The sequence below is a fragment of the Ruegeria sp. BF7 genome, from assembly GCF_056538605.1.
Genome location: NZ_JBQFTM010000002.1, coordinates 356,480 through 380,749 on the forward strand (window position 1 = coordinate 356,480; position 24,270 = coordinate 380,749).

At 59.0% G+C, this 24,270-nt stretch carries 27 protein-coding genes; 14 read left to right on the top strand and 13 right to left on the bottom strand.

Annotated features, from left to right (window positions below; all coding sequences use genetic code 11):
• Window positions 1–169: 169 nt before the first annotated feature.
• Window positions 170–418, bottom strand: coding sequence for an accessory factor UbiK family protein (locus tag ACR0IK_RS07670; RefSeq protein WP_171669487.1), 249 nt, complete (start codon window positions 416–418; stop codon window positions 170–172).
• A 97-nt stretch (window positions 419–515) separates the two neighbouring features.
• Here ACR0IK_RS07670 and lgt point away from each other — a divergent pair, with 97 nt between their 5' ends.
• The 5 genes from lgt (at window position 516) to ACR0IK_RS07695 (ending at window position 4,733) form a co-directional block, all read left to right on the top strand.
• Window positions 516–1,403 (top strand): prolipoprotein diacylglyceryl transferase, encoded by an 888-nt coding sequence (lgt, locus tag ACR0IK_RS07675; RefSeq protein WP_480641030.1) that lies wholly within the window; start codon window positions 516–518, stop codon window positions 1,401–1,403.
• Window positions 1,400–2,467, top strand: a complete 1,068-nt coding sequence (locus ACR0IK_RS07680) for a class I SAM-dependent methyltransferase (RefSeq protein ID WP_480641031.1) — start codon at window positions 1,400–1,402, stop codon at window positions 2,465–2,467. Before lgt ends, ACR0IK_RS07680 begins: the two co-directional genes overlap by 4 nt.
• Complete coding sequence (gene pgeF, locus ACR0IK_RS07685; protein ID WP_480641032.1) at window positions 2,464–3,222, top strand: peptidoglycan editing factor PgeF; 759 nt, start codon at window positions 2,464–2,466, stop codon at window positions 3,220–3,222. Before ACR0IK_RS07680 ends, pgeF begins: the two co-directional genes overlap by 4 nt.
• Window positions 3,223–3,490: 268 nt before the next feature.
• Complete coding sequence (locus tag ACR0IK_RS07690; RefSeq protein WP_302478180.1) at window positions 3,491–3,619, top strand: hypothetical protein; 129 nt, start codon at window positions 3,491–3,493, stop codon at window positions 3,617–3,619.
• Window positions 3,620–3,950: 331 nt separating this feature from the next.
• On the top strand, window positions 3,951–4,733 hold the full coding sequence (locus ACR0IK_RS07695) for a Hint domain-containing protein (RefSeq protein WP_480641033.1): 783 nt from the start codon (window positions 3,951–3,953) through the stop codon (window positions 4,731–4,733).
• A gap of 116 nt (window positions 4,734–4,849) precedes the next feature.
• Here the strand turns inward: ACR0IK_RS07695 and ACR0IK_RS07700 are convergent, their stop codons facing one another.
• Complete coding sequence (locus tag ACR0IK_RS07700) at window positions 4,850–5,350, bottom strand: Lrp/AsnC family transcriptional regulator (RefSeq protein ID WP_480590243.1); 501 nt, start codon at window positions 5,348–5,350, stop codon at window positions 4,850–4,852.
• 226 nt (window positions 5,351–5,576) lie between these two features.
• Here ACR0IK_RS07700 and trxB point away from each other — a divergent pair, with 226 nt between their 5' ends.
• From trxB to ACR0IK_RS07715, 3 genes are all read left to right on the top strand, one after another.
• A complete protein-coding gene (gene trxB, locus ACR0IK_RS07705; RefSeq protein ID WP_480590245.1) occupies window positions 5,577–6,518 on the top strand; it encodes a thioredoxin-disulfide reductase in 942 nt (313 codons plus the stop codon).
• A gap of 127 nt (window positions 6,519–6,645) precedes the next feature.
• Window positions 6,646–8,316: an adenylate/guanylate cyclase domain-containing protein gene (locus ACR0IK_RS07710; RefSeq protein ID WP_480590247.1), complete on the top strand. Its 1,671-nt coding sequence runs from the start codon at window positions 6,646–6,648 to the stop codon at window positions 8,314–8,316.
• A gap of 216 nt (window positions 8,317–8,532) precedes the next feature.
• Window positions 8,533–10,251 carry a bifunctional sulfate adenylyltransferase/adenylylsulfate kinase gene (locus tag ACR0IK_RS07715; protein ID WP_480590249.1) on the top strand — a complete coding sequence of 573 codons (1,719 nt, stop codon included), beginning with the start codon at window positions 8,533–8,535 and terminating at the stop codon, window positions 10,249–10,251.
• Between the two features lie 54 nt (window positions 10,252–10,305).
• On the opposite strand, the gene ACR0IK_RS07720 is transcribed toward ACR0IK_RS07715, so the two are convergent.
• The 4 genes from ACR0IK_RS07720 to ACR0IK_RS07735 form a co-directional block, all read right to left on the bottom strand.
• Window positions 10,306–11,166 (bottom strand): hypothetical protein, encoded by an 861-nt coding sequence (locus tag ACR0IK_RS07720; protein ID WP_480641034.1) that lies wholly within the window; start codon window positions 11,164–11,166, stop codon window positions 10,306–10,308.
• Window positions 11,163–12,050, bottom strand: a complete 888-nt coding sequence (locus tag ACR0IK_RS07725) for a PhzF family phenazine biosynthesis protein (protein ID WP_480590253.1) — start codon at window positions 12,048–12,050, stop codon at window positions 11,163–11,165. Before ACR0IK_RS07725 ends, ACR0IK_RS07720 begins: the two co-directional genes overlap by 4 nt.
• Before the next feature lie 85 nt (window positions 12,051–12,135).
• Complete coding sequence (locus ACR0IK_RS07730) at window positions 12,136–12,360, bottom strand: DUF1150 family protein (RefSeq protein ID WP_170423088.1); 225 nt, start codon at window positions 12,358–12,360, stop codon at window positions 12,136–12,138.
• 5 nt (window positions 12,361–12,365) lie between these two features.
• A complete protein-coding gene (locus ACR0IK_RS07735; RefSeq protein ID WP_480590255.1) occupies window positions 12,366–12,779 on the bottom strand; it encodes an Hsp20 family protein in 414 nt (137 codons plus the stop codon).
• A gap of 164 nt (window positions 12,780–12,943) precedes the next feature.
• On the opposite strand from ACR0IK_RS07735, the gene ACR0IK_RS07740 reads away from it, so the two are divergent.
• From ACR0IK_RS07740 to ACR0IK_RS07755, 4 genes are all read left to right on the top strand, one after another.
• Window positions 12,944–13,168, top strand: coding sequence for a YdcH family protein (locus ACR0IK_RS07740; RefSeq protein ID WP_170325931.1), 225 nt, complete (start codon window positions 12,944–12,946; stop codon window positions 13,166–13,168).
• A 65-nt stretch (window positions 13,169–13,233) separates the two neighbouring features.
• Window positions 13,234–13,719: a 5-(carboxyamino)imidazole ribonucleotide mutase gene (gene purE / locus ACR0IK_RS07745; RefSeq protein ID WP_480641036.1), complete on the top strand. Its 486-nt coding sequence runs from the start codon at window positions 13,234–13,236 to the stop codon at window positions 13,717–13,719.
• On the top strand, window positions 13,716–14,477 hold the full coding sequence (locus ACR0IK_RS07750; protein ID WP_480641037.1) for an NAD(P)-binding domain-containing protein: 762 nt from the start codon (window positions 13,716–13,718) through the stop codon (window positions 14,475–14,477). Before purE ends, ACR0IK_RS07750 begins: the two co-directional genes overlap by 4 nt.
• A complete protein-coding gene (locus ACR0IK_RS07755; RefSeq protein WP_480641039.1) occupies window positions 14,474–15,541 on the top strand; it encodes a 5-(carboxyamino)imidazole ribonucleotide synthase in 1,068 nt (355 codons plus the stop codon). Before ACR0IK_RS07750 ends, ACR0IK_RS07755 begins: the two co-directional genes overlap by 4 nt.
• Here the strand turns inward: ACR0IK_RS07755 and ACR0IK_RS07760 are convergent, their stop codons facing one another.
• The 6 genes from ACR0IK_RS07760 to ACR0IK_RS07785 form a co-directional block, all read right to left on the bottom strand.
• A complete protein-coding gene (locus ACR0IK_RS07760; protein ID WP_480641040.1) occupies window positions 15,542–16,693 on the bottom strand; it encodes an alpha-D-ribose 1-methylphosphonate 5-triphosphate diphosphatase in 1,152 nt (383 codons plus the stop codon). It abuts the gene before it with no gap.
• Window positions 16,690–17,463, bottom strand: a complete 774-nt coding sequence (locus tag ACR0IK_RS07765; protein ID WP_480641041.1) for an esterase/lipase family protein — start codon at window positions 17,461–17,463, stop codon at window positions 16,690–16,692. The genes ACR0IK_RS07760 and ACR0IK_RS07765 overlap by 4 nt, the downstream gene beginning before the upstream one ends.
• Before the next feature lie 38 nt (window positions 17,464–17,501).
• Window positions 17,502–18,344 carry a DMT family transporter gene (locus ACR0IK_RS07770; RefSeq protein WP_480641147.1) on the bottom strand — a complete coding sequence of 281 codons (843 nt, stop codon included), beginning with the start codon at window positions 18,342–18,344 and terminating at the stop codon, window positions 17,502–17,504.
• A 115-nt stretch (window positions 18,345–18,459) separates the two neighbouring features.
• A complete protein-coding gene (gene groL, locus ACR0IK_RS07775) occupies window positions 18,460–20,100 on the bottom strand; it encodes a chaperonin GroEL (RefSeq protein ID WP_480641042.1) in 1,641 nt (546 codons plus the stop codon).
• Window positions 20,101–20,153: 53 nt separating this feature from the next.
• Window positions 20,154–20,441, bottom strand: a complete 288-nt coding sequence (gene groES, locus ACR0IK_RS07780) for a co-chaperone GroES (protein WP_039523824.1) — start codon at window positions 20,439–20,441, stop codon at window positions 20,154–20,156.
• Between the two features lie 152 nt (window positions 20,442–20,593).
• Window positions 20,594–21,268 carry a DUF2161 domain-containing phosphodiesterase gene (locus ACR0IK_RS07785; protein WP_480641043.1) on the bottom strand — a complete coding sequence of 225 codons (675 nt, stop codon included), beginning with the start codon at window positions 21,266–21,268 and terminating at the stop codon, window positions 20,594–20,596.
• A 123-nt stretch (window positions 21,269–21,391) separates the two neighbouring features.
• On the opposite strand from ACR0IK_RS07785, the gene ACR0IK_RS07790 reads away from it, so the two are divergent.
• Window positions 21,392–22,372, top strand: coding sequence for a TraB/GumN family protein (locus tag ACR0IK_RS07790; RefSeq protein ID WP_480641044.1), 981 nt, complete (start codon window positions 21,392–21,394; stop codon window positions 22,370–22,372).
• A gap of 111 nt (window positions 22,373–22,483) precedes the next feature.
• Window positions 22,484–23,404: a manganese-dependent inorganic pyrophosphatase gene (locus ACR0IK_RS07795; protein WP_480641045.1), complete on the top strand. Its 921-nt coding sequence runs from the start codon at window positions 22,484–22,486 to the stop codon at window positions 23,402–23,404.
• Between the two features lie 51 nt (window positions 23,405–23,455).
• Here ACR0IK_RS07795 and ACR0IK_RS07800 read toward each other — a convergent pair whose 3' ends face one another.
• Window positions 23,456–24,256: a hypothetical protein gene (locus ACR0IK_RS07800; protein ID WP_480641046.1), complete on the bottom strand. Its 801-nt coding sequence runs from the start codon at window positions 24,254–24,256 to the stop codon at window positions 23,456–23,458.
• Between the last annotated feature and the right edge of the window lie 14 nt (window positions 24,257–24,270).

Consider the following 24,270-nt stretch of genomic DNA (forward strand, 5'->3'; position numbering starts at 1 on the left):
TGGGGATAACAGCAATAAGTTGTGGACAGAAGGCAACTGCGATCAAAATATTGGCTCATCACGCAGCTTTGTCTTGATTAAACTCCGCAAGACGGCAAGATGCACGACACCGCACAACCCGGGTCCGGATTGTACGGTGAATGTGTTTTACCGAAAACTGAATGTGGGCTTACTTTTCCAGCTTCGCCTCAAGCGCGGCAATGCGTGCTTCAAGCGCTGCGTTCTCTTCACGCGCCTTCTGGGCCATTGCGCGAACGGCATCGAATTCCTCACGCGTGACGAAATCCCGGTCGGCTAGCCAGCGGTCGATCATAGACTTCATCGCATTCTCGGCCTCTTCCCGCGCGCCCTGAGCCACACCCATGGCATTGGTCATCAGCTGGGATACGTCGTCGAGAATCTTGTTGCGGGTTTGCATGGCTTTACTCCGAAATCGCGGTTGGTCTCTATATGGGGAATGATTGGCGCAGGCTCAAGGTTGACTTGCCCAGTAAACCCCGGGCAATGAGACGCACATGCAGGCTGTTTTGAATTTCCCCGATCTGTCTCCCGAATTGTTCTCGATCTCGCTGTTCGGGATGGAGTTCGCGCTGCGGTGGTACGCGTTGGCCTATATCGCAGGTATCCTGATTGCATGGCGGATGGGCGTTATGGCGCTGAAGCGCCCGGCACTGTGGCCCGACAAGACTCCGCCGATGAAACCCGAACAGCTTGAGGATCTGATCACCTGGATCATCCTCGGCGTGATTCTCGGGGGGCGCTTGGGGTTCGTGTTGTTCTATCAGCCGTCTTACTACCTTTCGAATCCGCTGGAGATCGTGAAAGTCTGGCAAGGCGGTATGGCCTTCCATGGCGGGTTGCTGGGGGTGGTGATTGCGTCTTTCCTCTATGCACGGCGCCACCAGATTCCGGTTCTGCCCATGGCGGACCTGATCGCCCATACCGTGCCACCGGGGTTGTTGCTGGGCCGGTTGGCAAATTTCATCAATGCGGAACTCTGGGGCCGACCGAGCGAGCTGCCCTGGGCCGTGATCTTCCCGGGTGCGGCCGCACAGGACTGCCCCGGCGTGGTGGCGGGCATGTGCGCACGGCATCCGTCGCAACTGTACGAGGCCGCATTGGAAGGGCTGCTGCTAAGCGCTCTGTTGCTGTGGCTGGTTTATCGGCGCGGCGCCTTTCACAAACCCGGCCTGATCATGGGCCTATTCATGGCGGGTTATGGTGCCTCGCGTTTCATTGTCGAGTTTTTCCGTCAGCCCGACGCGCAGTTCATCTCGGCCGGAAATCCGCTGGGACTGGCCCTGCAAGTCGGTGGATATGGCCTGACGATGGGGCAATTGCTGTCGCTTCCGATGATCGTACTTGGCTTGTGGTTTGCCTCGCGTGCAAGATCGGCATCATGAGCCTGGAAGATCATCTGCTGGCGCGTATCGCGCAGGACGGCCCGATGAGCGTGGCCGATTACATGACCGAATGCCTGCTGCACCCGACGCATGGCTATTACACCACCCGCGACCCGCTGGGCGCACAGGGAGATTTCGTCACCGCCCCGGAAATCAGCCAGATGTTTGGGGAACTGATTGGCCTGTCTCTGGCGCAGAGTTGGTTGGATCAGGGGCACCCGGGCCGTTTCGTGCTGGCCGAGCTTGGCCCGGGGCGCGGCACACTGATGTCGGACATGCTGCGCGCCACGGCTCGCGTACCGGGGTTTCTCGACGCCGCCGAAATTGTGCTTGTCGAGGCCTCTCCTACCCTGCGGGACATGCAGGCGCAGACCTTGAAGGAGTTTAAGCCGCGCTGGATCGATTCTGTTGCGGACCTGCCCGAAGCACCGCTGTTTCTGGTAGCGAACGAGTTTTTCGACGCCCTGCCAATCCGCCAGTTCCTGCGTGACGGCAATGGCTGGCGGGAACGTCTGATCGGTTTGGATGGCGAATCGCTGACTTGGGGGCTGGGGCCGCGGGGCGAACAAGTTGCCCTGAAGTATCGGCTGGATGACACCAAAGACGGCGATCTGGTCGAGCTGTGCGCAGCGGCGATTCCCATCATCACAGTGATCGCAGGGCGGATCGGCACCCATGGTGGTGCAGGGCAGATCGTGGATTACGGTGACTGGCACTCTCTAGGTGACACTTTTCAGGCACTGCAGGCGCATGAACGCACTGATCCACTGGTCCTGCCCGGTCAGGCCGACCTGACAGCGCATGTGGATTTCGAACCGCTGGCCCTGGCAACCCGCGCTGCTGGATGCGCCCATTCGCGCCTGACACCGCAGGGCGTGTTCCTTGAACGACTGGGAATCACCAACCGCGCGCAGGCATTGGCAGCATCTCTCAGCGGGTCTGAGCTTGAAGCACTGGTTGCCGCACATCGGCGGTTGACCCATCCCGAGGAAATGGGAAACCTGTTCAAAGTGCTGGGCCTCTACCCTACCCCTTCCTCACCGCCACCGGGACTGGAGCCATGACCCTCGAGATTTTGACCTCAGATTTACTGTCGCCCATGCGTCACGGGTTCTTCAGCCGCCGCGGCGGTGCATCTTCGGGCGTTTTTGCCGGGCTCAACTGCGGCTATGGCTCATCCGACCAAACCGAGGCCGTCACATTGAATCGCAGCCGCGTGGCGCAGGCGATGGACGTCGTGCCCGAGGCGCTGATCGGCGTTCATCAGGTCCATTCCCCAATCGTGCTAACCGTCGATGCCCCCATCAATGGCGAAAAACCCAAGGCCGACGCGGTGGTCACAGCAACACCCGATCTGGCCCTGACGATTCTTACAGCCGACTGCCAACCGGTCCTGTTTGCCGATTCTGACGCAAACGTGATCGGGGCAGCCCATGCCGGTTGGCGCGGCGCGCTGGACGGGGTGCTTGAGGCAACCCTTGATGCGATGGAAGCCTTGGGTGCCAATCGGGAAAACACCGTAGCGGTGATCGGGCCGTCAATCTCGCAGCGCGCTTATGAGGTGGGACCCGAGTTTCTGGACGAGTTCATCGCTGATTCCCGGGAAAACCTGCAGTTCTTCGCTAATGGAAACGGTGACAGGTTGCAATTTGACCTGCCTGCCTTTGGCCTGCACCGGCTGCGCCAGGCCGGTGTCGGCCAAGCCGAATGGACCCGGCACTGCACTTACTCGGACCCTGACAGATTCTATTCCTACCGCCGGTCGACCCACGCGAAAGAGGCCGACTACGGCCGCCTGATTTCAGCCATAAAACTTTAAGAACTCGTCCAGGCTGCGTTTGTCTTGCCGCTTTTTTGCCACAATTCTTTTGTCTATCTGAGTCGCAACAACTCATTTTTTATTGTCCGCTCTCAGTTGGTTATCAGCCGAAACGTTAGCCGAGCGCGACGTATCCGCAAAAGAGGAATCGCTAGCTGCCCATTGTCCTGAATTCATCCCGGATCAGCCTTATCGCCGCCGCAATGACACTTCACATTGGGAGCTCAGAGGAAACGGGACAGACGCTCCCAAACGGGCAGGACATAATATGAAGACGAAATCGCGCTTTCTCAGTGCCGTGGTTGCGGCCACCAGAGAGCAACAGCTGGAAATGCCGTGGAAACGGGTCTCCAGCCATTCGGTCAGAGTTGCGCGCCGCCTGGCGGCACGTCGCTGATCAAAAGGCCCCGTGAACCAAGCTGCCGGTTTTTAGGGGTAAAGACGCACACCGGAGGAAGGCTCCGATCCGGTGTGTGGCCTGCCGCGAGTATTGTGTGCGGATCAGGTTTGGGGCGTGTGTGCGCAGGTAATTTCGCCTGCGTTTGTGTGAGTTTGTCTGGGGGGACCAGTGGTGACTAAAAGCATAGGGAATATTGTTTCGACAAGCGCCAACCGTGCCTGTCGCCCTGCAGTCACCAGTTTCTTGCGAGACAAAAGTAAATCCAATCAGGCGGGCCTGTACGGGGGTTCAGCTTGTCTGTGCGGTAGTTAGAGGGGACGGAATTGAAATGGATATTCCACGTTCGTTATCGCGCGCTGCAAGAAATGCCGTTGAAACCTCGCCGTTGCTGCGCGACGCACCGAGGCCGACGATTCAAAAAAAGGCGCAGTTGCGGCGCTATGAGGTCAGTACTCTGATGAGAAACGGGGATGTCGTACAGACCCGTCACATTGCGCCCGCCCTGCCCATGTTCGAAGACGCATTTTGCGCCTTTACCCGGGGATCTCTGGTTGAAACCGAATTCGGGCCAATGGCGATTGAAGACTTGCTGCCCGGCGATACCGTACTGACGCAAAGCGGTGCCTCTGAAACGGTACTGTGGAAAGGGTCTGTCACTCTGGTGCCCGGGCGCGAAGACGCTCGCGGCAGGACACGACCACTGACACGGATCATGGCCGACACGTTCGGGATGCAAAAACCGATGTCGGGCGTTATCGCCGGCCCTGCCGCGCGGTTGCTGGGAACGCCTGCGCACCTGCGGCATCTACACGGCGACGATCAGGTTCTGACACCGGTCCACGAGTTCCAGGACGGTACAAGCGTCATCGAAACGCTGCCACCGACACCAGTCGAGTTGTTTCATATCTGTCTGAAACGCCATTCAGTGATCAGGGTCGACGGGTTGCAGTTCGAATCCTATCACCCCGGCATCAACACCATTCGCAGAGTCAGCCAGTCACTGAGGTCGATCTATCTGAACCTGTTTTCGCATATCGACACGTTAAACGACTTCGGGCCGCTGGTTTTGCCGCGCGCCGGGGACGGAGAGGTGAATGCGATAACCGCTTGAATCCGGGCTTTTTCTGCAATGTGGGGGCGTTATGCAGTTGTTGTTAAGTTGGGTGTTTTACATGACGGTGGCAGCTTTTCTGCCACCGATGAAGCCGCACCCGAAGGGGACGGCGCTCACGCTGTCCGATTCATTCGTTCTTCCAGAACATCAAAAGGTACGCCGGGCTCGTCTTTTGCACCGCGAATGACCAGCGAGGTCTTGACGCTGGCCACGTTTGGCGTGGTCAGCAACTCGCCCGTCAGAAATTGCTGAAAACTGCTCAGGTCCGGTGCCACGCATTTCAGGATGAAATCAACTTCGCCATTCAGCATGTGGCACTCCCGCACCAGCGGCCATTCGCGACAGCGTTCCTCAAATGCGCTCAGTTCGGATTCGGGCTGGCTTTCAAGGCCGACCATGGCAAAGACCTGAACTTCGAATCCCAGCTCGCGCGAATTCACCTCGGCGTGGTAACCGCGGATCAGGCCCGATTCTTCCAGCGTGCGCACACGCCGCAAGCACGGAGGTGCCGAAATACCAACGCGCTTTGCCAGCTCGACGTTGGTCATGCGACCGTCTGCCTGCAATTCCGCCAGAATCTTGCGGTCAATCTCATCCAGCCGTATCGCGACCATCTAATGCTCCTGATTTTTCGGTTGTTATATCAGCACCCGGCAGATGCGCAATAATCTTTCGCGGTCGCGCAATATTGTTTATTTTCAATGTCCTTTTTTTGTGCGCCATTCTCGGGGCACATAGCGGATGTGAAACAGGAAGGGGCTTTAAGCGCGGCACTGGGGTCGCTATATCCATCGGCCAAGGGCCATGCGCCCAAATCAGGCATATCGAGTTGGGGGTACCATGTCCGAAACACGTCACACCAAGGTTCTGATCATCGGGTCGGGACCGGCAGGTTATACCGCAGGCGTCTATGCAAGCCGCGCTATGCTGGAACCGATCCTGGTTCAGGGCATCGAACCCGGCGGTCAGTTGACGACCACTACGGATGTCGAGAACTACCCCGGCTTCACTGAAGTTCAGGGCCCTGATTTGATGATCAAGATGCAGGAGCATGCGCAGGCCATGGGGTGTGAGGTGATCGGTGACTTCATCAGCGATCTCGATGTCTCCAAACGCCCCTTCACTGCCAAGGGCGACAACGGCACTACCTACACAGCTGATGCCGTCATTCTGGCCACCGGCGCGCGTGCGAAGTGGCTGGGTCTGCCGTCGGAAGAGAAATTCAAGGGCTTTGGCGTGTCAGCTTGTGCCACCTGCGACGGGTTCTTCTATCGCGGGCAGGAAATCGTCGTAGTCGGCGGCGGCAACACTGCCGTGGAAGAGGCGTTGTTCCTGACCAACTTCGCCAGCAAGGTCACTTTGATCCACCGCCGTGACGAACTGCGGGCCGAGAAAATCCTGCAGGATCGCCTGCTTAAGCACGAAAAGATCGAACCACTGTGGTTCCACGAGTTGGAAGAGGTGGTCGGCACCGATGCCCCGCTTGGCGTCGAAGGCGTCCGCGTCAAGAACGTCAAGACCGGCGAGATCACCGAGATCCCCTGCAAGGGCGTATTTGTGGCCATCGGCCACGCCCCGGCCAACGAACTGGTCAAAGATACGCTGGACACTCACATGGGCGGATATGTCGTGACCAAGTCGGGCTCGACCGAAACTTCGGTGCCTGGTGTCTTCGCCGCAGGTGACCTGACCGACCACATTTATCGTCAGGCTGTTACCAGCGCTGGCATGGGCTGCATGGCCGCGCTGGACGCGGAACGTTTTCTGGCGGAGCAGGACTAAACGCTTTTAAGAATTCCCCGGTCTGTTCGGGGAATTCTGCCCTCCTTTCCCCGCACAACCTCTGCTTGACCCACTCGCCCGCCCGTATCAGACTCGGGCGCACGCAAAGCGAATGCAGGTGACCTGATTGAATAGCGCTCTATGGCGAGGCGGGTGGGCAACCCGGCTGAGGATCGGCAGCGGCCTGATCCTGTTTACCTTTGCCTTCTTTCACTTCATCAATATCGGGTTGGGCCTGTTTCACACCGACTACTTGCACGGAATGCAGGATGGCCGCAAAGCCGTCACCCGCCACGACGTCATGAGTGTGGTTTTGTATACAGCCTTGCTGGTGCATGCCGGTCTGGCGTTGTACTCGATCAGCCAGCGCAGGACGCTACGAATGCCGGTTGCGACCGGTGTGCAGGTTGTGCTTGGCCTGCTGATCCCGCTGCAACTGATCTCTCATATCGTGCAAACGCGCTATGCACATGAGATTTACGATGTAAATGACGAGATGGGCTATATCATCATCCTGATGTGGCCCGGCACCGTGATTTGGATGCAAAGCCTGCTATTACTGCTGGTATGGATTCATGGCTGCATCGGGCTGCACATGTGGCTGCGACTGACCCGATGGTGGTCGAAAACTGTGCCCTATCTGATTGGTGCGGCGGTGTTCATTCCATCCTTTGCGCTGGCCGGTCTGCTGACTGAAGGGCGGCGCATCTGGGCAGATTTCGCCGATCCATTCCTGCGCGAACAGTATATCGAGCATTACAACTGGCCCTCGCCCGAGGCATTTGAGGCCATGTTCAGCGTCAAGAACAATGCACTGATGGCCTTTTGGTTCGCGCTGGGGGCCGCGCTGGCGGTGTTTGCGATCCGCAAGCTCTGGCGTCGCAGGCATTCTGTGCGGGTGAAATATGTCGAGGGCCCCGAGGTCGTGGCCGAAAAGGGCATGACCTTGCTTGAGATTTCGCAGGCCAATGGCATTCCGCACACGGCCCTGTGCGGCGGCAAGGGGCGGTGCACCACATGCCGCGTGATCGTCGAGGATGGTGGCGACAATCTCCCCGCCCCCGCTGTGGTCGAGGCCCGCAGTCTCACCGCAGTTGGTGCCCCGAAAGGCGCGCGGCTGGCTTGCCAGATCCGCCCCACCGAACCACTTACCGCGTATCGGATGTTCCGCCCGGAAGGAGGGCGGCACCGTGCCCATGCAAGCCAGGGACAGGAGCGCAAGCTGGCCGTTCTGTTTCTGGATATGCGCGGGTTCACCTCACGCACGACCGGGCATTTGCCCTATGACATCGTCTTTCTGCTGAACCGGTTTTTCGATGCCATTGTTCCATCGATCACTGCCGATGGCGGTGTGGTCGACAAATACATGGGCGATGGCCTGCTGGCCGTGTTCGAAACACCCGACGCCAAAAGCTCGGCCCGGGCAGGATTGAAGGCTGCGGCCGATGTCAGCCGCGCCCTCGCGCAGTTCAACCAGCGGCTTGAGGCCGAAGGCAGCCCACGGATACGCATTGGAATGGGGCTGCATCTGGGCGATCTGGTGCTGGGGGAAATCGGGGCTGCCGGTCATGCGGCACGCACCATCATTGGTGACGCGGTCAACGTGGCCAGTCGGCTTGAGGGTGAAACCAAGGCACTGGGGGTCGAGCTTCTGGTTTCGACGGAATTACTGCAGATGGCAGGCTATGAAGGCGACCAGAGCGGTACGAAGTCATTCGAATTGCGCGGCGTAACGCGCCTGATTCCAGCCCTGCCGGTAGCAAGCGCCGCAGATTTGACGCTGGTCACCGCAGGATAGGAACAGATGTGCTGAATCCGCACGACAACCACGCACCAGCGGGAATAAAGTCGTCAAAAGCTGATCCTGCCGAAATTTCCTTCCAATCCGGGTAAAAACCGCGCATATCGTCCTTAATTTCGTGAATGTATATGGACTTCGACCAGTAGTCGGGGCAAATGCCCCGCAAGCACCCCTGAATCACCGGTTAAACCGCACTTCGACAAGAGTATTCCCATGACGATGTTAAGCAATCTGGCTCCGATTCCCGAGCTATATGTATCTTATGAATCGGCCCAAAAGCTGAAAGTGGAAGCCGCCGACCTGACCAGCTGGGACCTCAGCCCGCGTCAGATCTGCGATCTGGAGCTTCTGATGAATGGCGGGTTCAACCCGCTCAAAGGTTTCCTGTCCGAGGCCGATTACGAAAACGTCGTCGAAAACATGCGACTGGCCGATGGCACCCTGTGGCCGATGCCGATCACGCTGGATGTCAGCGAAGATTTTGCCGAGACCATCGAACTGGGTCAGGATATCGCCCTGCGCGATCAGGAAGGTGTCATCCTTGGCACCATGACCGTGACAGACCGCTGGACTCCGAACAAGGTCCGCGAGGCCGAGAAGGTCTTTGGCGCCGATGACGATGCGCACCCGGCGGTGAACTACCTGCACAACGTGGCTGGCAAGGTCTATTTGGGTGGACCTGTGGTTGGCATTCAACAACCGATTCATTATGACTTCCGTGGCCGTCGCGACACCCCGAATGAGCTGCGCGCCTATTTCCGCAAGCTGGGCTGGCGCCGGATCGTTGCATTCCAGACCCGCAACCCGCTGCATCGAGCGCACCAGGAACTAACCTTCCGCGCCGCCAAGGAAGCGCAGGCTAACTTGCTGATCCACCCTGTCGTTGGCATGACCAAGCCCGGCGACGTGGACCACTTTACCCGTGTCCGCTGCTATGAGGCAGTGCTGGACAAATACCCGGCCTCAACAACCTCAATGTCGCTGCTGAACCTGGCGATGCGCATGGCTGGCCCGCGCGAGGCGGTCTGGCACGGTCTGATCCGCGCCAACCACGGCTGCACCCACTTTATCGTGGGCCGCGACCACGCCGGCCCCGGCAAGAACAGCCAGGGCGAGGACTTCTATGGCCCCTACGACGCGCAGGATCTGTTCCGCCAGTTCCAGGATGAAGTCGGTGTCGAAATGGTCGATTTCAAACACATGGTCTACGTGCAGGAACGCGCCCAGTACGAGCCGAATGACGAGATCGAAGACAAGGCAAACGTCACGATCCTGAACATCTCGGGCACCGAACTGCGCCGCCGTCTGCGCGAAGGTCTGGAAATTCCTGAATGGTTCTCGTTCCCAGAGGTCGTATCGGAACTGCGCCGCACATCACCGCCTCGCTCAGAGCAGGGCTTTACCGTGTTCTTCACTGGTTTCTCGGGTTCGGGCAAGTCCACCATCGCCAACGCGCTTATGGTCAAGCTGATGGAGATGGGAGGCCGTCCGGTGACGCTGCTGGATGGTGACATCGTTCGTAAGAACCTGTCCTCGGAACTGGGCTTCTCGAAAGAGCACCGCGACCTGAACATCCGTCGCATCGGTTATGTCGCCTCGGAAATCACCAAGAATGGCGGTATTGCCATCTGTGCGCCGATCGCGCCTTACGCCACCACCCGCCGCGCCGTACGGGAAGACGTCGAACAGTTCGGCGCCTTCTGCGAAGTGCACGTTGCGACCTCGATCGAGGAATGCGAACGCCGCGACCGCAAAGGCCTGTACAAGCTGGCGCGTGAAGGCAAGATCAAGGAGTTCACCGGCATCTCGGACCCCTATGACGTACCTCAGAACCCAGAACTGAGCGTCGAGACCGAGAATGTGGACGTCGACAACTGCGCCCATCAGGTTCTGCTGAAACTGGAAAGCATGGGTCTGATCGCCGCGTCGTAAGCTGGCACCAGAAACATTCCAAGGCCCTCGCATCGCGGGGGCCTTTTTTCGTGGTCAGAGTTCAGCGCGGATGGCGGCGACGGCGCGGGCTTCGAAATCTCCGAACTCGGCCGCTTGGGGCTGTATCGCCCGCAGGTGCGGCAGGCGGGCATCGTAGTCCTCGGCCGAAGCTACCTGAATTGCATGCTGAATATCGCCCTCGGATTCACACAGGATCATGCCGGACGTATCGAAGAAATCCCCAATATTTGGACAGCCCCAATAGATAGGCACCGTCGAGCACAGTATCGCGTCCGTCAGTTTTTCCGAGAAATAGTTCCGTTCCCGCACATTCTCGATCACTACGGAATAGCGATACGGGGCCAGCCCGTCAGACTTGCGATCAAAGGGCGTATAACCGCGCCCCATGATATCCACGTCCGCGCCGGTTTCCCGCACCCAGTCGATCACCGAATGACGCAGCCGGTGACCCTCCAGGTCGCGCTTGGCCGAGGCGATCAGCGAGCAGGATTTAGATTTACTGACATCAAGATCCTGCCAGTCAGGCACCATGGTGACGCCATAGGGCAGGAACACCGCGTTCGGAATGCTCTGCAGCAGCACATCATGAAACGTCAGCACCCGGAAGAACCGGCGCCAAGTATAGCGCAGCATCCGGTCGTGTTTGGCGTGGATGGCCGACGGCTCTCCCATCATAAGAGAGATCCGCGCGCGGGTACCCCGGCGCAGGCGTAGATGCACGGTCGAGTTCGGGTACATGATCAGGTGATCGGTGTGTTCCAGATCACCAACCGTCTTGCCGGTCAGGCGGTCGGGGCAGCCCTCGGGCCAGATCAGTTCCGACAGCAGGACCGAGGCCAGTTTTGGCCCCAACCGGTGCCCATAGGGCAGGATCGCAATGGCGGGCTGGGTCATTGCGCGACCTCGGGCAGATCGACCTGACCGCGCATCAGAACATGACCGCGTCCGGCAACCTTGATGCCGGTCATTCCATCCGCAGGCCCAACACGGCTGACGGTCGCTTGACCTGGGCGCCCCATATCGTGCCCCTGCTCGGCAACGAATGTGTCTTTCGGCATCAGCCCATATTTCCACAGATAGGCCGCCATCGCACCGGTGGCCGATCCGGTGAACGGGTCCTCGGGCGGGCTGGGCGGCGCCATCAACAGGCGCGAGAACGTATCACCTGCGTCAGTCGCGCCTTTGAGCGTGACAAGGAAGGGTTCGGCCATGTCCGACCCGGAAAATCCGGCCAGTTTGGTGATCTTGTGCAACGCGTCCTCGTTCAGCTTAGCGGTGCGCAAAGCCTCATGATCGCGCAAAACGGTGATGCAGAATGGCAGTCCAGTGGATACGAATTGCGGCGGAGAGATGATGGCGCCGTCCGGCAGGCCAATTGCGGCGGCGACCAGATCCGCCGGTACTGAATTTCCGAATTGCGGCGCGACTTGCGTCATCTCGATCTCTTCCCCGTTCAATCGGATCGAGACGATCCCGGCGCCGGTCTCCAAAGTCAGCGTGTCGCCCTGAAACAGGCCGCGCGACCGCATCGCGGCCACAGTGGCGATGGTGGGGTGCCCGGCAAAGGGAATCTCTCGGCTGGCCAGAAAATATCGTACCCGGATATCGGCCACGTCGGAGGGTCCGGTAAACGTGCATTCGACCAGAGAGGTTTCGCGAACATAGGCCATACAGACTTGCTGCGACAACACCGCCCCGCCGTGGACAACAGCACAGCCATTGCCGCCAAAGGCACGGTCGCTGAATGCGTCTACCCAGTCAAAGTCAAACCAGCTCATGTCTCGCCCCTTCCGATATGCGAACCGCTTCAGGTCCGCATATCTCGCCCGCGGGGCAGCAGATGTCACGGGGAAATCGAGTGGCTCAGTGGACGGCCACCGGCGAAAAGTCATGTTCGCGCGCCAGAACAAAAGCCAGCTTGCGGTCGGCGACCAGTGCCAGTTGCTGACCGTCGGAATCGTGAACGGCATAAAGCTGATCCAGATCGCCCGCCTGCTCGCGCACTTCCCGAGGCAGATCAGCGACGTCGACAGCTTTCACATAGACGATCCGGTCGCCCTCGGTGTTCAGCTCAATCGGTGTATTCATTGCTCTTACCCCTTTCTTATGTTGATCGTTTGCACCACGGTTTCCGGCACGGCGCGGGTCAGGTCCACATGCAGCAGACCGTTCTCCATGATCGCCTCGCCCACCTCAACACCGTCGGCCAGCACGAACATGCGCTGGAATTGACGCGCGGCGATGCCACGGTGCAGGAAAATACGCCCCTCGCTGTCGTCGTGTTGACGGCCCCGGATCACCAATTGGCGATCCTCGATGGTGATCGACAGATCCTCCTCCGCAAAACCGGCCACCGCCAGGGTGATGCGGTATGAAAAATCCGAAGTCTGTTCGATGTTGTAGGGCGGGTACCCTTCGTTGCCAGCCTTTGCAGACCGTTCCAGAAGACGTTCCAGCTGCTCGAACCCCAAAAGATGCGGGTATGAGCCAAGAGTAAGTTTCGACACGTATTTTCGTCCTTTATTGTCAAAGCGACGTGTGGTGCGGCCCCGTTCTGGCAACCGCGTAGAATAGAATATGGGAATATGCAGGGATGTCCACAAGGTCTGGCCGGATAAAGCCTGACACACTATCTTGTGTTTCAAGCACCACAAAAGGCACTGAGTCGCTCATGAACGCGCCCACCGATCTTTCGATGAAAACAGACGAGGTTTTGCGGGTTGAACTGGAGGTTTTCCGCCGTCAGCACCGTGATCTGGACGAAGCAATCGAAGCGCTGCAAGCCACCGGCACAGCCGATCAACTGACGATCAAGCGGCTGAAAAAGCAGAAACTGCGGCTGAAGGACATCATTCGTCTGATCGAAGACCGTTTGACCCCTGACATCATCGCCTGACGCATTGCCACGATTTTGGATTTGGCTATAGTGCGCGCTCTTTCGGAAGGCAGGGAAACAAGCGGATGAGCGACGTCAAAGTGGGGATCATCATGGGCAGCCAGTCGGACTGGCCCACGATGAAAGAAGCCGCAGACATTCTGGATGAGCTGGGCATCGCATATGAAAAACGCATCGTTTCGGCACACCGTACTCCTGACCGGTTGTGGGACTATGGCAAGACCGCCGTTTCACGCGGCCTGCATGTGATCATTGCCGGGGCCGGAGGGGCCGCACATCTGCCGGGCATGATGGCCTCGAAAACGCGGGTGCCGGTGATTGGTGTACCAGTACAGACGCGCGCGCTGTCGGGCGTCGATTCACTGTATTCCATCGTGCAGATGCCCAAGGGTTTTCCGGTGGCAACAATGGCGATCGGATCGGCTGGCGGTGCAAATGCGGGCCTGATGGCCGCCGGCATACTTGCGTTGCAGGACGACGCGCTGGCACAGCGGCTGAACGAGTGGCGTGAGGCGTTGTCGGCCTCGATCCCCGAGGAGCCACAAGGATGAGCCGGATCGGGTTTATCGGAACCGGACATATTGCGGCTCCGATGGTTCGGTTTCTGGCTTCGAAAGGGCATTCCATAGCCGTCACTGAACGCAACACCGACGTTTCGGCGGCCCTTAAGGCCGAACTGGATGTGACGGTCACCGATGCCCAATCCGTTATCGATATCTCGGACATCGTGTTTCTGTGCCTTCGTCCGCAGATTGCGCCTGGCATTCTTGAAACCCTGAGGTTTCGCGCCGACCAGCAAATCGTATCGGTCATGGCTGCGGTATCGGCGCAGCAACTGGCGCAACTTTGCGCCCCGGCCTCGGATTTCGTGCAGACGATCCCTTTGGGCTTCCTGCTGCAGGGCGGGTGCCCGTTGGCAGCTTTTGGAAATGACACTCTGCTGGCCGATTTGTTCCAACCGGAAAACCCGGTCGTCGCAGTCTCGGACGAGGCGGCGCTAAATGCGCATTTCGCAATTTGCGCGATGGTCCCCGGAATGCTTGACCTGATAGCAACAGGTGCGGCGTGGCTGACCGAACAAACCGGAGACGCCGATGCTGCCGAATTCTACACAACACAATTGCTGTCAGGGTTCCTGTCCACGATGGAGACGGGTACGTCGGGGCGACTAGCCACAGAGCGCGACGCCCTTGCGACCGAAGGAACGCTGAGCCTGCAGATGACGGATGGATTGCAGTCCGGTCGCGCCCATGATGTGTTGCGCGCGACCCTGGCGGCGATTGGATCACGGTTGGAGACGAAAGAATGACCGACACACTACAACTCGGTGCGAAGATCGGTATCCTGGGCGGAGGTCAGCTGGGCCGAATGTTGTCCGTGGCAGCAGCTCGTCTGGGATTTGTGACCCATATCTTTGAGCCCGGCACCAACCCGCCCGCCGGGCAGGTGGCCGACCGGGTGACAACCGCTGCCTATGACGACGCGGACGCCTTGCGCGCCTTTGCCGAGTCGGTCGACGTCATCACCTATGAGTTTGAGAACATCCCGACCGAGGCGCTGGACCTGCTGGAATCCCACCGCCCGATCCGCCCGGGGCGAGAGGCGCTGCGGGTCAGTCAGGACCGGCTGACCGAGAAGAACTTTCTGCAGGGGCTGGGTCTGCAAACAGCACCCTTTGCCGACATCACCGATCTGGACAGTCTGAACGCGGCGATCGCTCAGATCGGCACGCCCGCTATCCTGAAAACCCGCCGCTTTGGCTATGACGGCAAGGGACAGGCGCGGTTGCGCGCGCCTGAAGACGCCGAGGCCGCCCTGACCGATATGGCTGGCGCGCCGTCGATCCTTGAAGGGTTCGTAGAGTTCAGCCACGAGATTTCGATCATCGCAGCCCGTGGTCTGGACGGGCAGGTCGCCTGTTTCGACCCCGGCGAGAACGTGCACCGCGATGGTATCCTGCACACTACGACGGTCCCTGCTCGCCTGCGCCCCGCACAGCGTACGGATGCGGTGCTGTTGGCCGCCAATATCCTCAACGCGCTGGATTACGTGGGTGTCATGGGGGTTGAGCTGTTCGTCACACCCGCAGGGTTGATCGTGAATGAGATCGCGCCACGTGTACACAACTCGGGTCACTGGACACAGAACGGTTGTGCTGTGGATCAGTTCGAACAGCATATCCGTGCGGTGACCGGATGGCCATTAGGTGACGGGCAACGGCATTCGGATGTGGTCATGGAGAACCTTATCGGCGACGACATGAACCGGGTGCCCGAATTGGCGCGGGAGCGCGACGTGGCTCTGCATCTTTATGGCAAAGCCGAGGTCAAGGCCGGTCGCAAAATGGGTCATTTCAACCGTATCGCACGGTAACTAGCCCACGAAACGCGCCGCGATATCACCTGCCATGTAACTCACCCGCCCCGCTGCCAACGTGGCGGCTACCCTGTAGGTAATAGCATCCAAAATGACCAGATCGGCGCGCTGGCCCGATATCAGCGTGCCCCGGTCATGCAATCCCAACACACGGGCAGGTCCCGAGGACACCAGCGCCCAAGCCCCTGCCATGTCGACCAACCCGGACTTAGCCAGCATCAGCGCCGCCCGTCTGGGGCTGGGGTAATGATAGTCTGAGGCCAGCGCGTCGCAATACCCCATCGTGATAAGGTCCAGCGCGCTGACGTTGCCCTTGTGCGAGCCCCCGCGTACCACATTGGGCGAACCTAAGATGATGTAGTCGCCAGCAGCACGGGCGGCCTCGGCGGCCGCAAGCGTTTCTGGGAATTCGGCAATCCGTGCCCCCCGGGCGCGCCAGTCAGCGCGGGATTGCGCGGTGGCATCGTCATGGCTGCCCAAGCGCATGCCCTGCTTGGCGAGAATCGCACACAGCGCGTCCAGCGCCGCAGGTACCTCGGACCGGCGGTCATGCATGGAAAGCAACAACTCGAAATGTTTCTCCGGGTTGCGCCCGGCTTTGAGCGCCTGCCCGGTCAGGCGCGGCGGCTTGCGTCGCTCGGCCAGACGGTCATGCGGCAGGTGGTCGTTGAACACCACATAGGGCACCTGCCACTCGGCAATACGTTGGGGCAAGCCCGCATAGTCGCCCAGCATATGCGTCTCGAAACGCAGTTGAGGCATCAGGTCAGTCACGACGCGATCCTTGACGGCGGCAATGGCGTCAAAAACCTGCCCCGCAAACTCGGGACCTCGCACGCCGCCCTCCCAACTGTGGAATTGGGCCAGAACAGCGGTGGTGATGCCATTGGCAGCCAGTTCGGCCTCGACCGAGAGGATGCCCTCGTCCATTTGCTTCATCGCCCCGCGCCGCGGCGCGATATGGCGCTCGAACCCATCTCCGTGTAGATCGATGATACCGGGCAGCACGAGGTAGCCGGACAGGTCGATCACCTGCCCAGTGGGGCCCGGCTGAATGACGCCCTCCGCCATGGCCAAGTCGGAGGGTACAAAGCCCTGCTCTGGTAACAGTACCTCTGCGCCGGTCAACGTCAGGTTCAAGGCGGTCATTGCGATGGCTCCGAAGCGGGTTCCGAGCAATCCTGCCCGATGCAGATTTCGTCGATGACACCCAGCACCCCGTCCAGCCAGGTGATCTGCGGATCAAACTGCCCGAATTCGATGAAATGCAGCACCTGTGCCATGACCCGCGGATTGTTCATCATAAACGTATGGGTCACCGGCAGGACGATATGATCTTTCATCCCTTCGACCTTCGTCGTCTCGACCGACACCTTGCCGTCATCCCTGCCGTCGATCATTGACGAAAACACCGGATTCAAAGAGTTTTCTCCCGCGATTACACCCAGTTCAAAATCCACCGGCGGCAACTGGCGTGGTACGCCTTCAGGGCCGGTGCCCAGCGCCAGCCCGGCCGGGCCATGCAACATGCCGAACACCTCCCAGGCGCCCAATTCATCGACCAGTTGGCTGCCTTGATTGGGCGGGCCAAGCATGACCACGCGACCCAAGTTTTCGGGATGGTGATCCTGAAGCCAATAACGCAACAGAATGCCGCCCATCGAATGCGCGACGACATTCGCCGTGTCGTCTCCGCAGGCCGCAAAAGCACCCGGCAAAGTCTGGTTAGCCAGTTCCGGGATCGGCAGATCGGTAGAGGGATAGCCGGGGCGCACCACGGTGTACCCGTGCGCCTGAAAAAGTTGTTCCATAACGGTGAACGACGCCTCGGTCCGTGCAAGCCCGTGCAGCAGCACCACGCATTTCGCCTGGGCCACGGCCGGAACAAGAAACAAAAGCAGGGCGGTCAGATACCTCATAGCGGCCAGATAAGCCTTAAGCGCGGGTGATGAAACCCCTAGCGCGGTTTCAGGCGCAGGACGGCCAGCGTAATGCCGCCCAGAACCAGCAATGCCCCTAATACCAAGCGCCAGCTGGCGACCTCACCCAGTAAAAGGACGCCGCCAAGAATGGCGATGATAGGAACGCTCAGTTGTACCACCGCCGCCGTGGTGGGTGCCAGTTGCGGCAAGACGCGATACCAAAGCGCATAGCCCATCCCCGACGTGACGCCGCCGGAAACGGCTGCCAGCAGATAGCCCAAACCGGTCACCCGCCATTCTGCTCCGTTGGCCAAAAGCGCCAGTGCCGTGACCGGCAGCGCGACGACGAAATTGGCCGCCGTACCGGCCAAGGCGTCCGGTTCAGACCGCCCAACCAGCGAATAAACTGCCCAGCCCACGCCCGCGACCGTCATCAGCATCGCGCCCGCAAGGTCGACCTGTACCGCGCCGGTCGGCCAGAGCACATAGGCCAACCCTGTCAGTGCAATCACGGCACCGGCTATCTGACGGTGGGTTGGCGCGCTGCCCATCGCAGAGGTCACCGCAAACATTGTGATCTGCACCACGCCGAACAGAATCAACGCCCCCAGCCCGGCGTCCAGCGTCAGGTAGGCAAGCGAGAACCCGATCATGTAGAGCGACAGAGCCCCTGCCCCCGCGATCCGGCGCCGGTTGCGTAGGGGCAGGTGCCCTGCCCTGAGCCAGACCAGAGCGACCAGCACCACAGCCCCAGCCACGACCCGCACAACCGCGAACCCGGCGGGATCGCTGGCACCGCTGTCGATTGCCAGACGGTTCAGGATCGAGTTCGCCGCAAAAGCGCACATGGTCAGAGCGGTGAGCAGAAACAGACGCATATCAATCGCATAGCCGTTCCTCGGCGACTTGGACATCCACATTCCTGCGCGGCGCGTAAAAAAAACGGGGCCGCCCAAAGGCGACCCCGTTCCTAAGCACTATGGCCTAAGCAGCTTACATCATGCCGCCCATGCCGCCCATGTCGGGCATGCCGCCAGCGGCAGGTGCGTCTTTCTGCGGCTTGTCGGCAACCATCGCTTCGGTGGTGACCAGCAGACCAGCAACCGATGCCGCATCTTCCAGAGCGGTACGGACAACTTTTGCCGGATCGATGACTCCGAACGAGAACATGTCGCCATATTCTTCGGTCTGCGCGTTGAAGCCGAAGGCTGCGTCAGAAGATTCACGGACTTTGCCCGCAACAACCGCACCGTCGACACCTGCGTTTTCAGCGATCTGGCGCAGCGGTGCTTCGATTGCCTTGCGAACGATGTTGATGCCTGCGTTCTGGTCAGCGTTTGCACCTTCCAGAGTTTCCAGTGCTTTACCGGCCTGAACCAGAGCAACACCACCGCCGACAACAACGCCTTCCTGAACAGCAGCGCGTGTTGCGTTCAGAGCATCGTCCACACGGTCCTTACGCTCTTTCACTTCAACTTCGGTCATGCCGCCGACGCGGATAACAGCAACACCGCCTGCCAGTTTGGCAACGCGCTCTTGCAGCTTCTCACGGTCGTAGTCCGACGAGGTTTCTTCGATCTGAGTGCGGATCTGAGCAACACGTGCTTCGATCTCGGCTTTCTCGCCAGCACCGTCGACAATGGTGGTTTCGTCTTTGGTGATTTCGATTTTCTTGGCGGTGCCCAGCATGTCCATGGTGACGGACTCGAGCTTCATGCCCAGATCTTCGCTGATGACCTGACCACCGGTCAGGATTGCGATGTCCTGCAGCATTGCTTTGCGGCGATCGCCGAAGCCCGGTGCTTTGACAGCAGCAATTTTCAGGCCGCCGCGCAGTTTGTTGACAACCAGAGTTGCCAGCGCTTCGCCTTCAACGTCCTCAGCGATGATCAGCAGCGGCTTTTGCGACTGGATCACCTGCTCGAGCAGCGGAACCATCGGCTGCAGCGAGGACAGTTTCTTTTCGTGCAGCAGGATCATGCAGTCGTCGAGCTCTGCGATCATCTTGTCTGCGTTGGTGACGAAATACGGCGACAGGTAGCCACGGTCGAACTGCATACCTTCGACAACGTCGGTCTCGGTTTCCAGACCTTTGTTTTCTTCGACGGTGATGACGCCTTCGTTGCCAACCTTCTGCATCGCGTCTGCGATCTGCTGGCCGATTTCGGCTTCGCCGTTGGCCGAAATGGTTCCAACCTGAGCAACTTCTGCCGAGTCTTTCACTTCGCGCGAGGCGTTTTTGATGCCTTCAACAACCTTGGCGGTTGCCAGATCGATGCCGCGCTTCAGATCCATCGGGTTCAGGCCAGCAGCAACCTGCTTCAGACCTTCGCGAACGATTGCCTGTGCCAGAACCGTTGCGGTGGTGGTGCCGTCGCCTGCTTCGTCATTGGTGCGGCTGGCGACTTCTTTCACCATCTGCGCGCCCATGTTTTCGAACTTGTCTTCCAGTTCGATTTCCTTGGCAACCGAAACACCGTCTTTGGTGATGCGCGGTGCGCCGAAGGATTTGTCCAGAACCACGTTGCGGCCTTTGGGGCCCAGGGTCACTTTAACAGCATCGGCCAGGATGTTCACACCTGCCAGCATGCGGTTACGGGCATCGGTGTCGAACTTGACGTCCTTTGCAGCCATGTCGTTTCTCCTTGAGAAATGTGTTGGAAATGAAGATCAGAGAAGCGCGCGGCTTACTCGATGATCCCCATGATGTCGCTTTCTTTCATCATCAGCAGCTCTTCGCCGTTGACCTGAACCTCGGTGCCCGACCATTTGCCGAACAGGATCTTGTCGCCAGCTTTAACAGCCATTGCGATCAGCTCGCCGCTGTCCTTACGTGCGCCTTCGCCGGTTGCGACGACTTCGCCTTCGCTGGGCTTTTCTTTTGCGCTGTCGGGAATGATCAGGCCGCCTGCGGTTTTCTCTTCGCTTTCGGTACGGCGAACCAGCACGCGGTCATGAAGCGGTTTCAATGCCATCTTTGCAGCTCCTTGGGCTCAAAGTTTATTATCCTCCCCTCGCCGACTGGCGAGGCGTTAGCACTCAAGGGTAGAGAGTGATAACGACGCATAGCTAGGGGGTCCAAATCCTCGAGTCAACAAGCTGTGATGGATTTTTTTGGCAATTCGCTTCAGTCAGTGCTTTCCCAGCTATAGGCCCAATGTTTCAGCCCGTCACTGCCAGCCTCTGACAGGGCGTAAATGCCCTTATCGATCTTGTCAAACCAGCCATAATGGTTTTCCCGCATCAGACGTGTGGCGGTGGGCACTCCGGTCGCCTTTGCCACCTCGGCCCCCTTGGTGGCACCGCATTCGGCCAGATGAGCCGCGCATTTCAAAGCGTCCTGGCGGTAGGCCGTGACAATCCCGTGCCGGGTCGCTCCACCCGAATTGGGGTCGCCTTCCAGCCGGTCGAATTCACGCAGCAAGCGCGCGGCCTTGACCTTGTTCTTGCGCGGCGCAAAGGAGCCGGGGTCACATTGCACCTCTACCACGCCATCGGCCCGCACGGTGATCAGCCCCAGACCCAAACGGCGACACAGGGCAAGGTTGTCCTTCAACGCCCTCCGGGCCGTGCGCCCTTTAGGTTTGCAAACCCCGATATAAACTTGGTCGGTCACTTTCATCCGCGTGATCGCCTGATGAAACAACGCCAGAGTAAACCGCAGTTTGAGCTCCACGATCACAGGCGCATCGCCACCCCGCACAGCGACGATGTCAGCCGCGCCAACTTCACCTTTGACGGTATAGCCCTGACGCTCCAGCAGCGCCTTGATGGGCGGATAGAGATCCTGCTCGCGGTCCATGACCACATGCTAGGCGAATTGCCACAGAATGCCAGAGGTCGCGTGCAAACCCCTGTTCCGCCTTGCACAATGCCGGGCATCGGGTCAATCTCGGCACCAACTGACACAACCGGGATGATACGAATGCGCCTGTTCCTGTTTCTGATCTGCTTACTGCTGCCCGTCACGGTTCAGGCCGCTTGCGACGGGCGTGATCTGACGGCAGATCTGACACCCGCGGCCCGGGCGGAACTGAAACAGGCCCTTAAAGGTGTCCCCTATCCCGAAGGCAACCACTGGATCGCAACCAAGGGCGACACGATACTGCATCTGATCGGAACCATGCACCTCAATGATCCGCGCATGGACGCGATTGTAGAACGCCTGACGCCGACACTCAGCAAAGCCGATGCTTTCTATTTCGAAGTCACCCAAGACGAAATGAAAGCGTGGGAGCAGAAACTTGCCACCGACCCGAGCGCGATCATGATCACGTCCGGCCCTACCCTGATTGACCTCCTGCCCGAAGAAGATTGGAACGCCCTATCCGCAAACCTGGCCGAACGGGGAATACCGGGCTGGGTGGGTGCGAAAATGCGGCCCTGGTTCCTAAGCATGATGCTGAGCATCCCGCCTTGCATGATCGAGGATCCGGATGCCAATCACGGCATGGATGCCCGCCTGAACGCTCTGGCCGAAGACCGGGGCATCCCGCAGCATTCGCTGGAGCGGATCGAGGACCTGATGGCCATGTTTGACATCCACCCCATCGAAAAACAGGCTCAATCGCTTGCCAGAATGGCCGGTGCCTTCGAAAACAGCGAAGATCAGATGGCGACCATGACCAACGCCTATGTCGACGAACAGCACGCACAGGCCCTGCAACTGGCCCGCATCATGGGGCGCGACTTTTCAGGCCTTTCGCCCGAAGTGTTCGACGAGGAATGGAGCGACTTCGAACAGCAACTTCTTGTCGAACGCAACAACAACTGGATGAAACCAATTCTGAACATTCAGGTTCGGACAGCAGTGATAGCGGTAGGTGCAGGACACCTGAGTGACACACATGGTTTGCTGAACCAGTTGCAACAGGCCGGATACACCCTGACCCGCGCGCCATTTTGACCTGACACCAGCGAAAGTCAGACCAACCGTCGCAGCGTAAACTCTGCCGGGTGACAAGCCTGGCGGAGCGCCCTATAAGGCGCGCAAAATTATCATCCTCAGGACGCTGACATGACAACTCTTGTATTTGGCCATAAATCCCCCGACACCGATTCCACCGGCTCTCCGATCCTGTGGTCGTGGTACCTGAACGAAGTCAAAGGCGAACAGGCCGAGCCCGTTCTGCTGGGCGAACCCAACACCGAAGCCGCGTTCATGCTGCAGCGCTGGGACCTGCCCAAGCCTCGCATCATCAACGACGTTGAAGCCGACGCGCCGGTTGTCATTGTCGACACCAACAATCCGGCGGAGCTGCCCGCCAGCGTTAACAGCGCCGACATTCGCGCCATCATCGACCACCACAAGCTGGTCGGTGGTCTGGAAACCAAAGGCCCGATCGACATTACCGTGCGCCCGCTGGCCTGCACCGCGACCATCATGGTCGACCTGATGGGCGATGACGCGGCCAAGATGCCCGACGCCATCAAGGGAGCAGCGCTAACCTGCATCCTGTCGGATACGTTGGAATTCCGTTCGCCCACCACCACTGCGCACGACCGCGCAGTGGCCGAGAAACTGGCGGCTGATCTGGGTCTGGACGTGTCTGCCTATGCCGCCGACATGTTTGCCGCAAAATCGGATGTATCGTCTTTCTCGGACGCCGAACTGATCCGCATGGACAGCAAGGAATACGAGGTCGACGGCACCAAGTTCCGTGTCTCGGTTCTGGAAACCACGGCGCCGGGCGTCGTGCTGGACCGCAAGGCCAGCCTGGCCGACTCGATGGTGAATGTCGCGACGGAAGACGGTGTTGACCAAGTTCTGCTTTTCGTGGTCGACATCCTGAACGAAGAAGCCACCCTGCTGGTGCCGAACGATCTGGTCAAAGGCGTGGCCGAAAAGAGCTTTGGCGCATCGGTCGATGGCGACGCCGTTGTTCTGCCCGGCATCATGAGCCGCAAAAAGCAGATCATTCCGAACCTCAAGGTCTGAGACACCCGCACCATAAGTAACTCATTTAGGGCGCCCTTTCGGCGCCCTAATTTATTCAACGTAGGTCTCGGTCTCGGAGGTATCGGCGGGCATATGAAATATGGTCCCATCCCTGCGATAGATGATCAATTTATGGTTCTTGGCCAATTCCTGCTTGCTGATAGGGTGCCACTTGCTGTTTTCTTCCGTGATTTCGCGGCTGAAATACTGGATGCACAGCCGGGTGACCCCGACCCACAGTGTATCTCCGGGACATTCGCCACCTTCCGGTCGCTCACTGGTCTCCGCTGCGAACTCAAAGCAAGTTTCAAACATCAGATAACCGCGGCACCTTTGCGCTGCATAGTAGTATACCTGATAGGTGAAAACGAAAGCCCGTTCGGTATTGGCAAAAAACAGAATTTCATTTCTCTGTTTCTCATTTCGGTCCAGCCAATACAAAGGAGAGAACAATTCAAACGCCGTTGCGCCCACAAACCTGCGTTCGCCCATCATTTCCATATATCGAAACGGCTCGTGTTTTACAGAAGCCCAATCGCGTATGGGTGGGTTGAATTCGCCATCATGATACATGAAGTCCTCCTCTCCGAAGATTGCTTTCGCAAAAATCAGGTTCAGACCGCGATGGCCGGTGTTTTTCACCACCGATGTAACCTTGACCGGCAACATACCACCGCTTTCGGCTACATCGCCTACAGTGGCCGAGACATCCACCTCGAGCACGTAATTCTTCCCTGCCTCTAGCAAACCAAACTGCAAAACAGCCCAAAGTCCTGCCAGGGTTATTGCAACAATCTGGAACCATCGGAAAAAAGTCTCTGCAAAGCCGCTTCCCTTGCCCACTTCAACCATGGCACCTCCAAAAA

What these genes read in the sequence shown, in the direction of transcription:
- ACR0IK_RS07670 (WP_171669487.1), bottom strand. Translation starts at nt 418, where the DNA reads ATGCAAACCCGCAACAAGATTCTCGACGACGTATCCCAGCTGATGACC.
- lgt (WP_480641030.1), top strand. Translation starts at nt 516, where the DNA reads ATGCAGGCTGTTTTGAATTTCCCCGATCTGTCTCCCGAATTGTTCTCG.
- ACR0IK_RS07680 (WP_480641031.1), top strand. Translation starts at nt 1,400, where the DNA reads ATGAGCCTGGAAGATCATCTGCTGGCGCGTATCGCGCAGGACGGCCCG.
- pgeF (WP_480641032.1), top strand. Translation starts at nt 2,464, where the DNA reads ATGACCCTCGAGATTTTGACCTCAGATTTACTGTCGCCCATGCGTCAC.
- ACR0IK_RS07690 (WP_302478180.1), top strand. Translation starts at nt 3,491, where the DNA reads ATGAAGACGAAATCGCGCTTTCTCAGTGCCGTGGTTGCGGCCACCAGA.
- ACR0IK_RS07695 (WP_480641033.1), top strand. Translation starts at nt 3,951, where the DNA reads ATGGATATTCCACGTTCGTTATCGCGCGCTGCAAGAAATGCCGTTGAA.
- ACR0IK_RS07700 (WP_480590243.1), bottom strand. Translation starts at nt 5,350, where the DNA reads ATGGTCGCGATACGGCTGGATGAGATTGACCGCAAGATTCTGGCGGAA.
- trxB (WP_480590245.1), top strand. Translation starts at nt 5,577, where the DNA reads ATGTCCGAAACACGTCACACCAAGGTTCTGATCATCGGGTCGGGACCG.
- ACR0IK_RS07715 (WP_480590249.1), top strand. Translation starts at nt 8,533, where the DNA reads ATGACGATGTTAAGCAATCTGGCTCCGATTCCCGAGCTATATGTATCT.
- ACR0IK_RS07720 (WP_480641034.1), bottom strand. Translation starts at nt 11,166, where the DNA reads ATGACCCAGCCCGCCATTGCGATCCTGCCCTATGGGCACCGGTTGGGG.
- ACR0IK_RS07725 (WP_480590253.1), bottom strand. Translation starts at nt 12,050, where the DNA reads ATGAGCTGGTTTGACTTTGACTGGGTAGACGCATTCAGCGACCGTGCC.
- ACR0IK_RS07730 (WP_170423088.1), bottom strand. Translation starts at nt 12,360, where the DNA reads ATGAATACACCGATTGAGCTGAACACCGAGGGCGACCGGATCGTCTAT.
- ACR0IK_RS07740 (WP_170325931.1), top strand. Translation starts at nt 12,944, where the DNA reads ATGAACGCGCCCACCGATCTTTCGATGAAAACAGACGAGGTTTTGCGG.
- purE (WP_480641036.1), top strand. Translation starts at nt 13,234, where the DNA reads ATGAGCGACGTCAAAGTGGGGATCATCATGGGCAGCCAGTCGGACTGG.
- ACR0IK_RS07750 (WP_480641037.1), top strand. Translation starts at nt 13,716, where the DNA reads ATGAGCCGGATCGGGTTTATCGGAACCGGACATATTGCGGCTCCGATG.
- ACR0IK_RS07755 (WP_480641039.1), top strand. Translation starts at nt 14,474, where the DNA reads ATGACCGACACACTACAACTCGGTGCGAAGATCGGTATCCTGGGCGGA.
- ACR0IK_RS07760 (WP_480641040.1), bottom strand. Translation starts at nt 16,693, where the DNA reads ATGACCGCCTTGAACCTGACGTTGACCGGCGCAGAGGTACTGTTACCA.
- ACR0IK_RS07765 (WP_480641041.1), bottom strand. Translation starts at nt 17,463, where the DNA reads ATGAGGTATCTGACCGCCCTGCTTTTGTTTCTTGTTCCGGCCGTGGCC.
- ACR0IK_RS07770 (WP_480641147.1), bottom strand. Translation starts at nt 18,344, where the DNA reads ATGCGTCTGTTTCTGCTCACCGCTCTGACCATGTGCGCTTTTGCGGCG.
- groL (WP_480641042.1), bottom strand. Translation starts at nt 20,100, where the DNA reads ATGGCTGCAAAGGACGTCAAGTTCGACACCGATGCCCGTAACCGCATG.
- groES (WP_039523824.1), bottom strand. Translation starts at nt 20,441, where the DNA reads ATGGCATTGAAACCGCTTCATGACCGCGTGCTGGTTCGCCGTACCGAA.
- ACR0IK_RS07785 (WP_480641043.1), bottom strand. Translation starts at nt 21,268, where the DNA reads ATGGACCGCGAGCAGGATCTCTATCCGCCCATCAAGGCGCTGCTGGAG.
- ACR0IK_RS07790 (WP_480641044.1), top strand. Translation starts at nt 21,392, where the DNA reads ATGCGCCTGTTCCTGTTTCTGATCTGCTTACTGCTGCCCGTCACGGTT.
- ACR0IK_RS07795 (WP_480641045.1), top strand. Translation starts at nt 22,484, where the DNA reads ATGACAACTCTTGTATTTGGCCATAAATCCCCCGACACCGATTCCACC.
- ACR0IK_RS07800 (WP_480641046.1), bottom strand. Translation starts at nt 24,256, where the DNA reads ATGGTTGAAGTGGGCAAGGGAAGCGGCTTTGCAGAGACTTTTTTCCGA.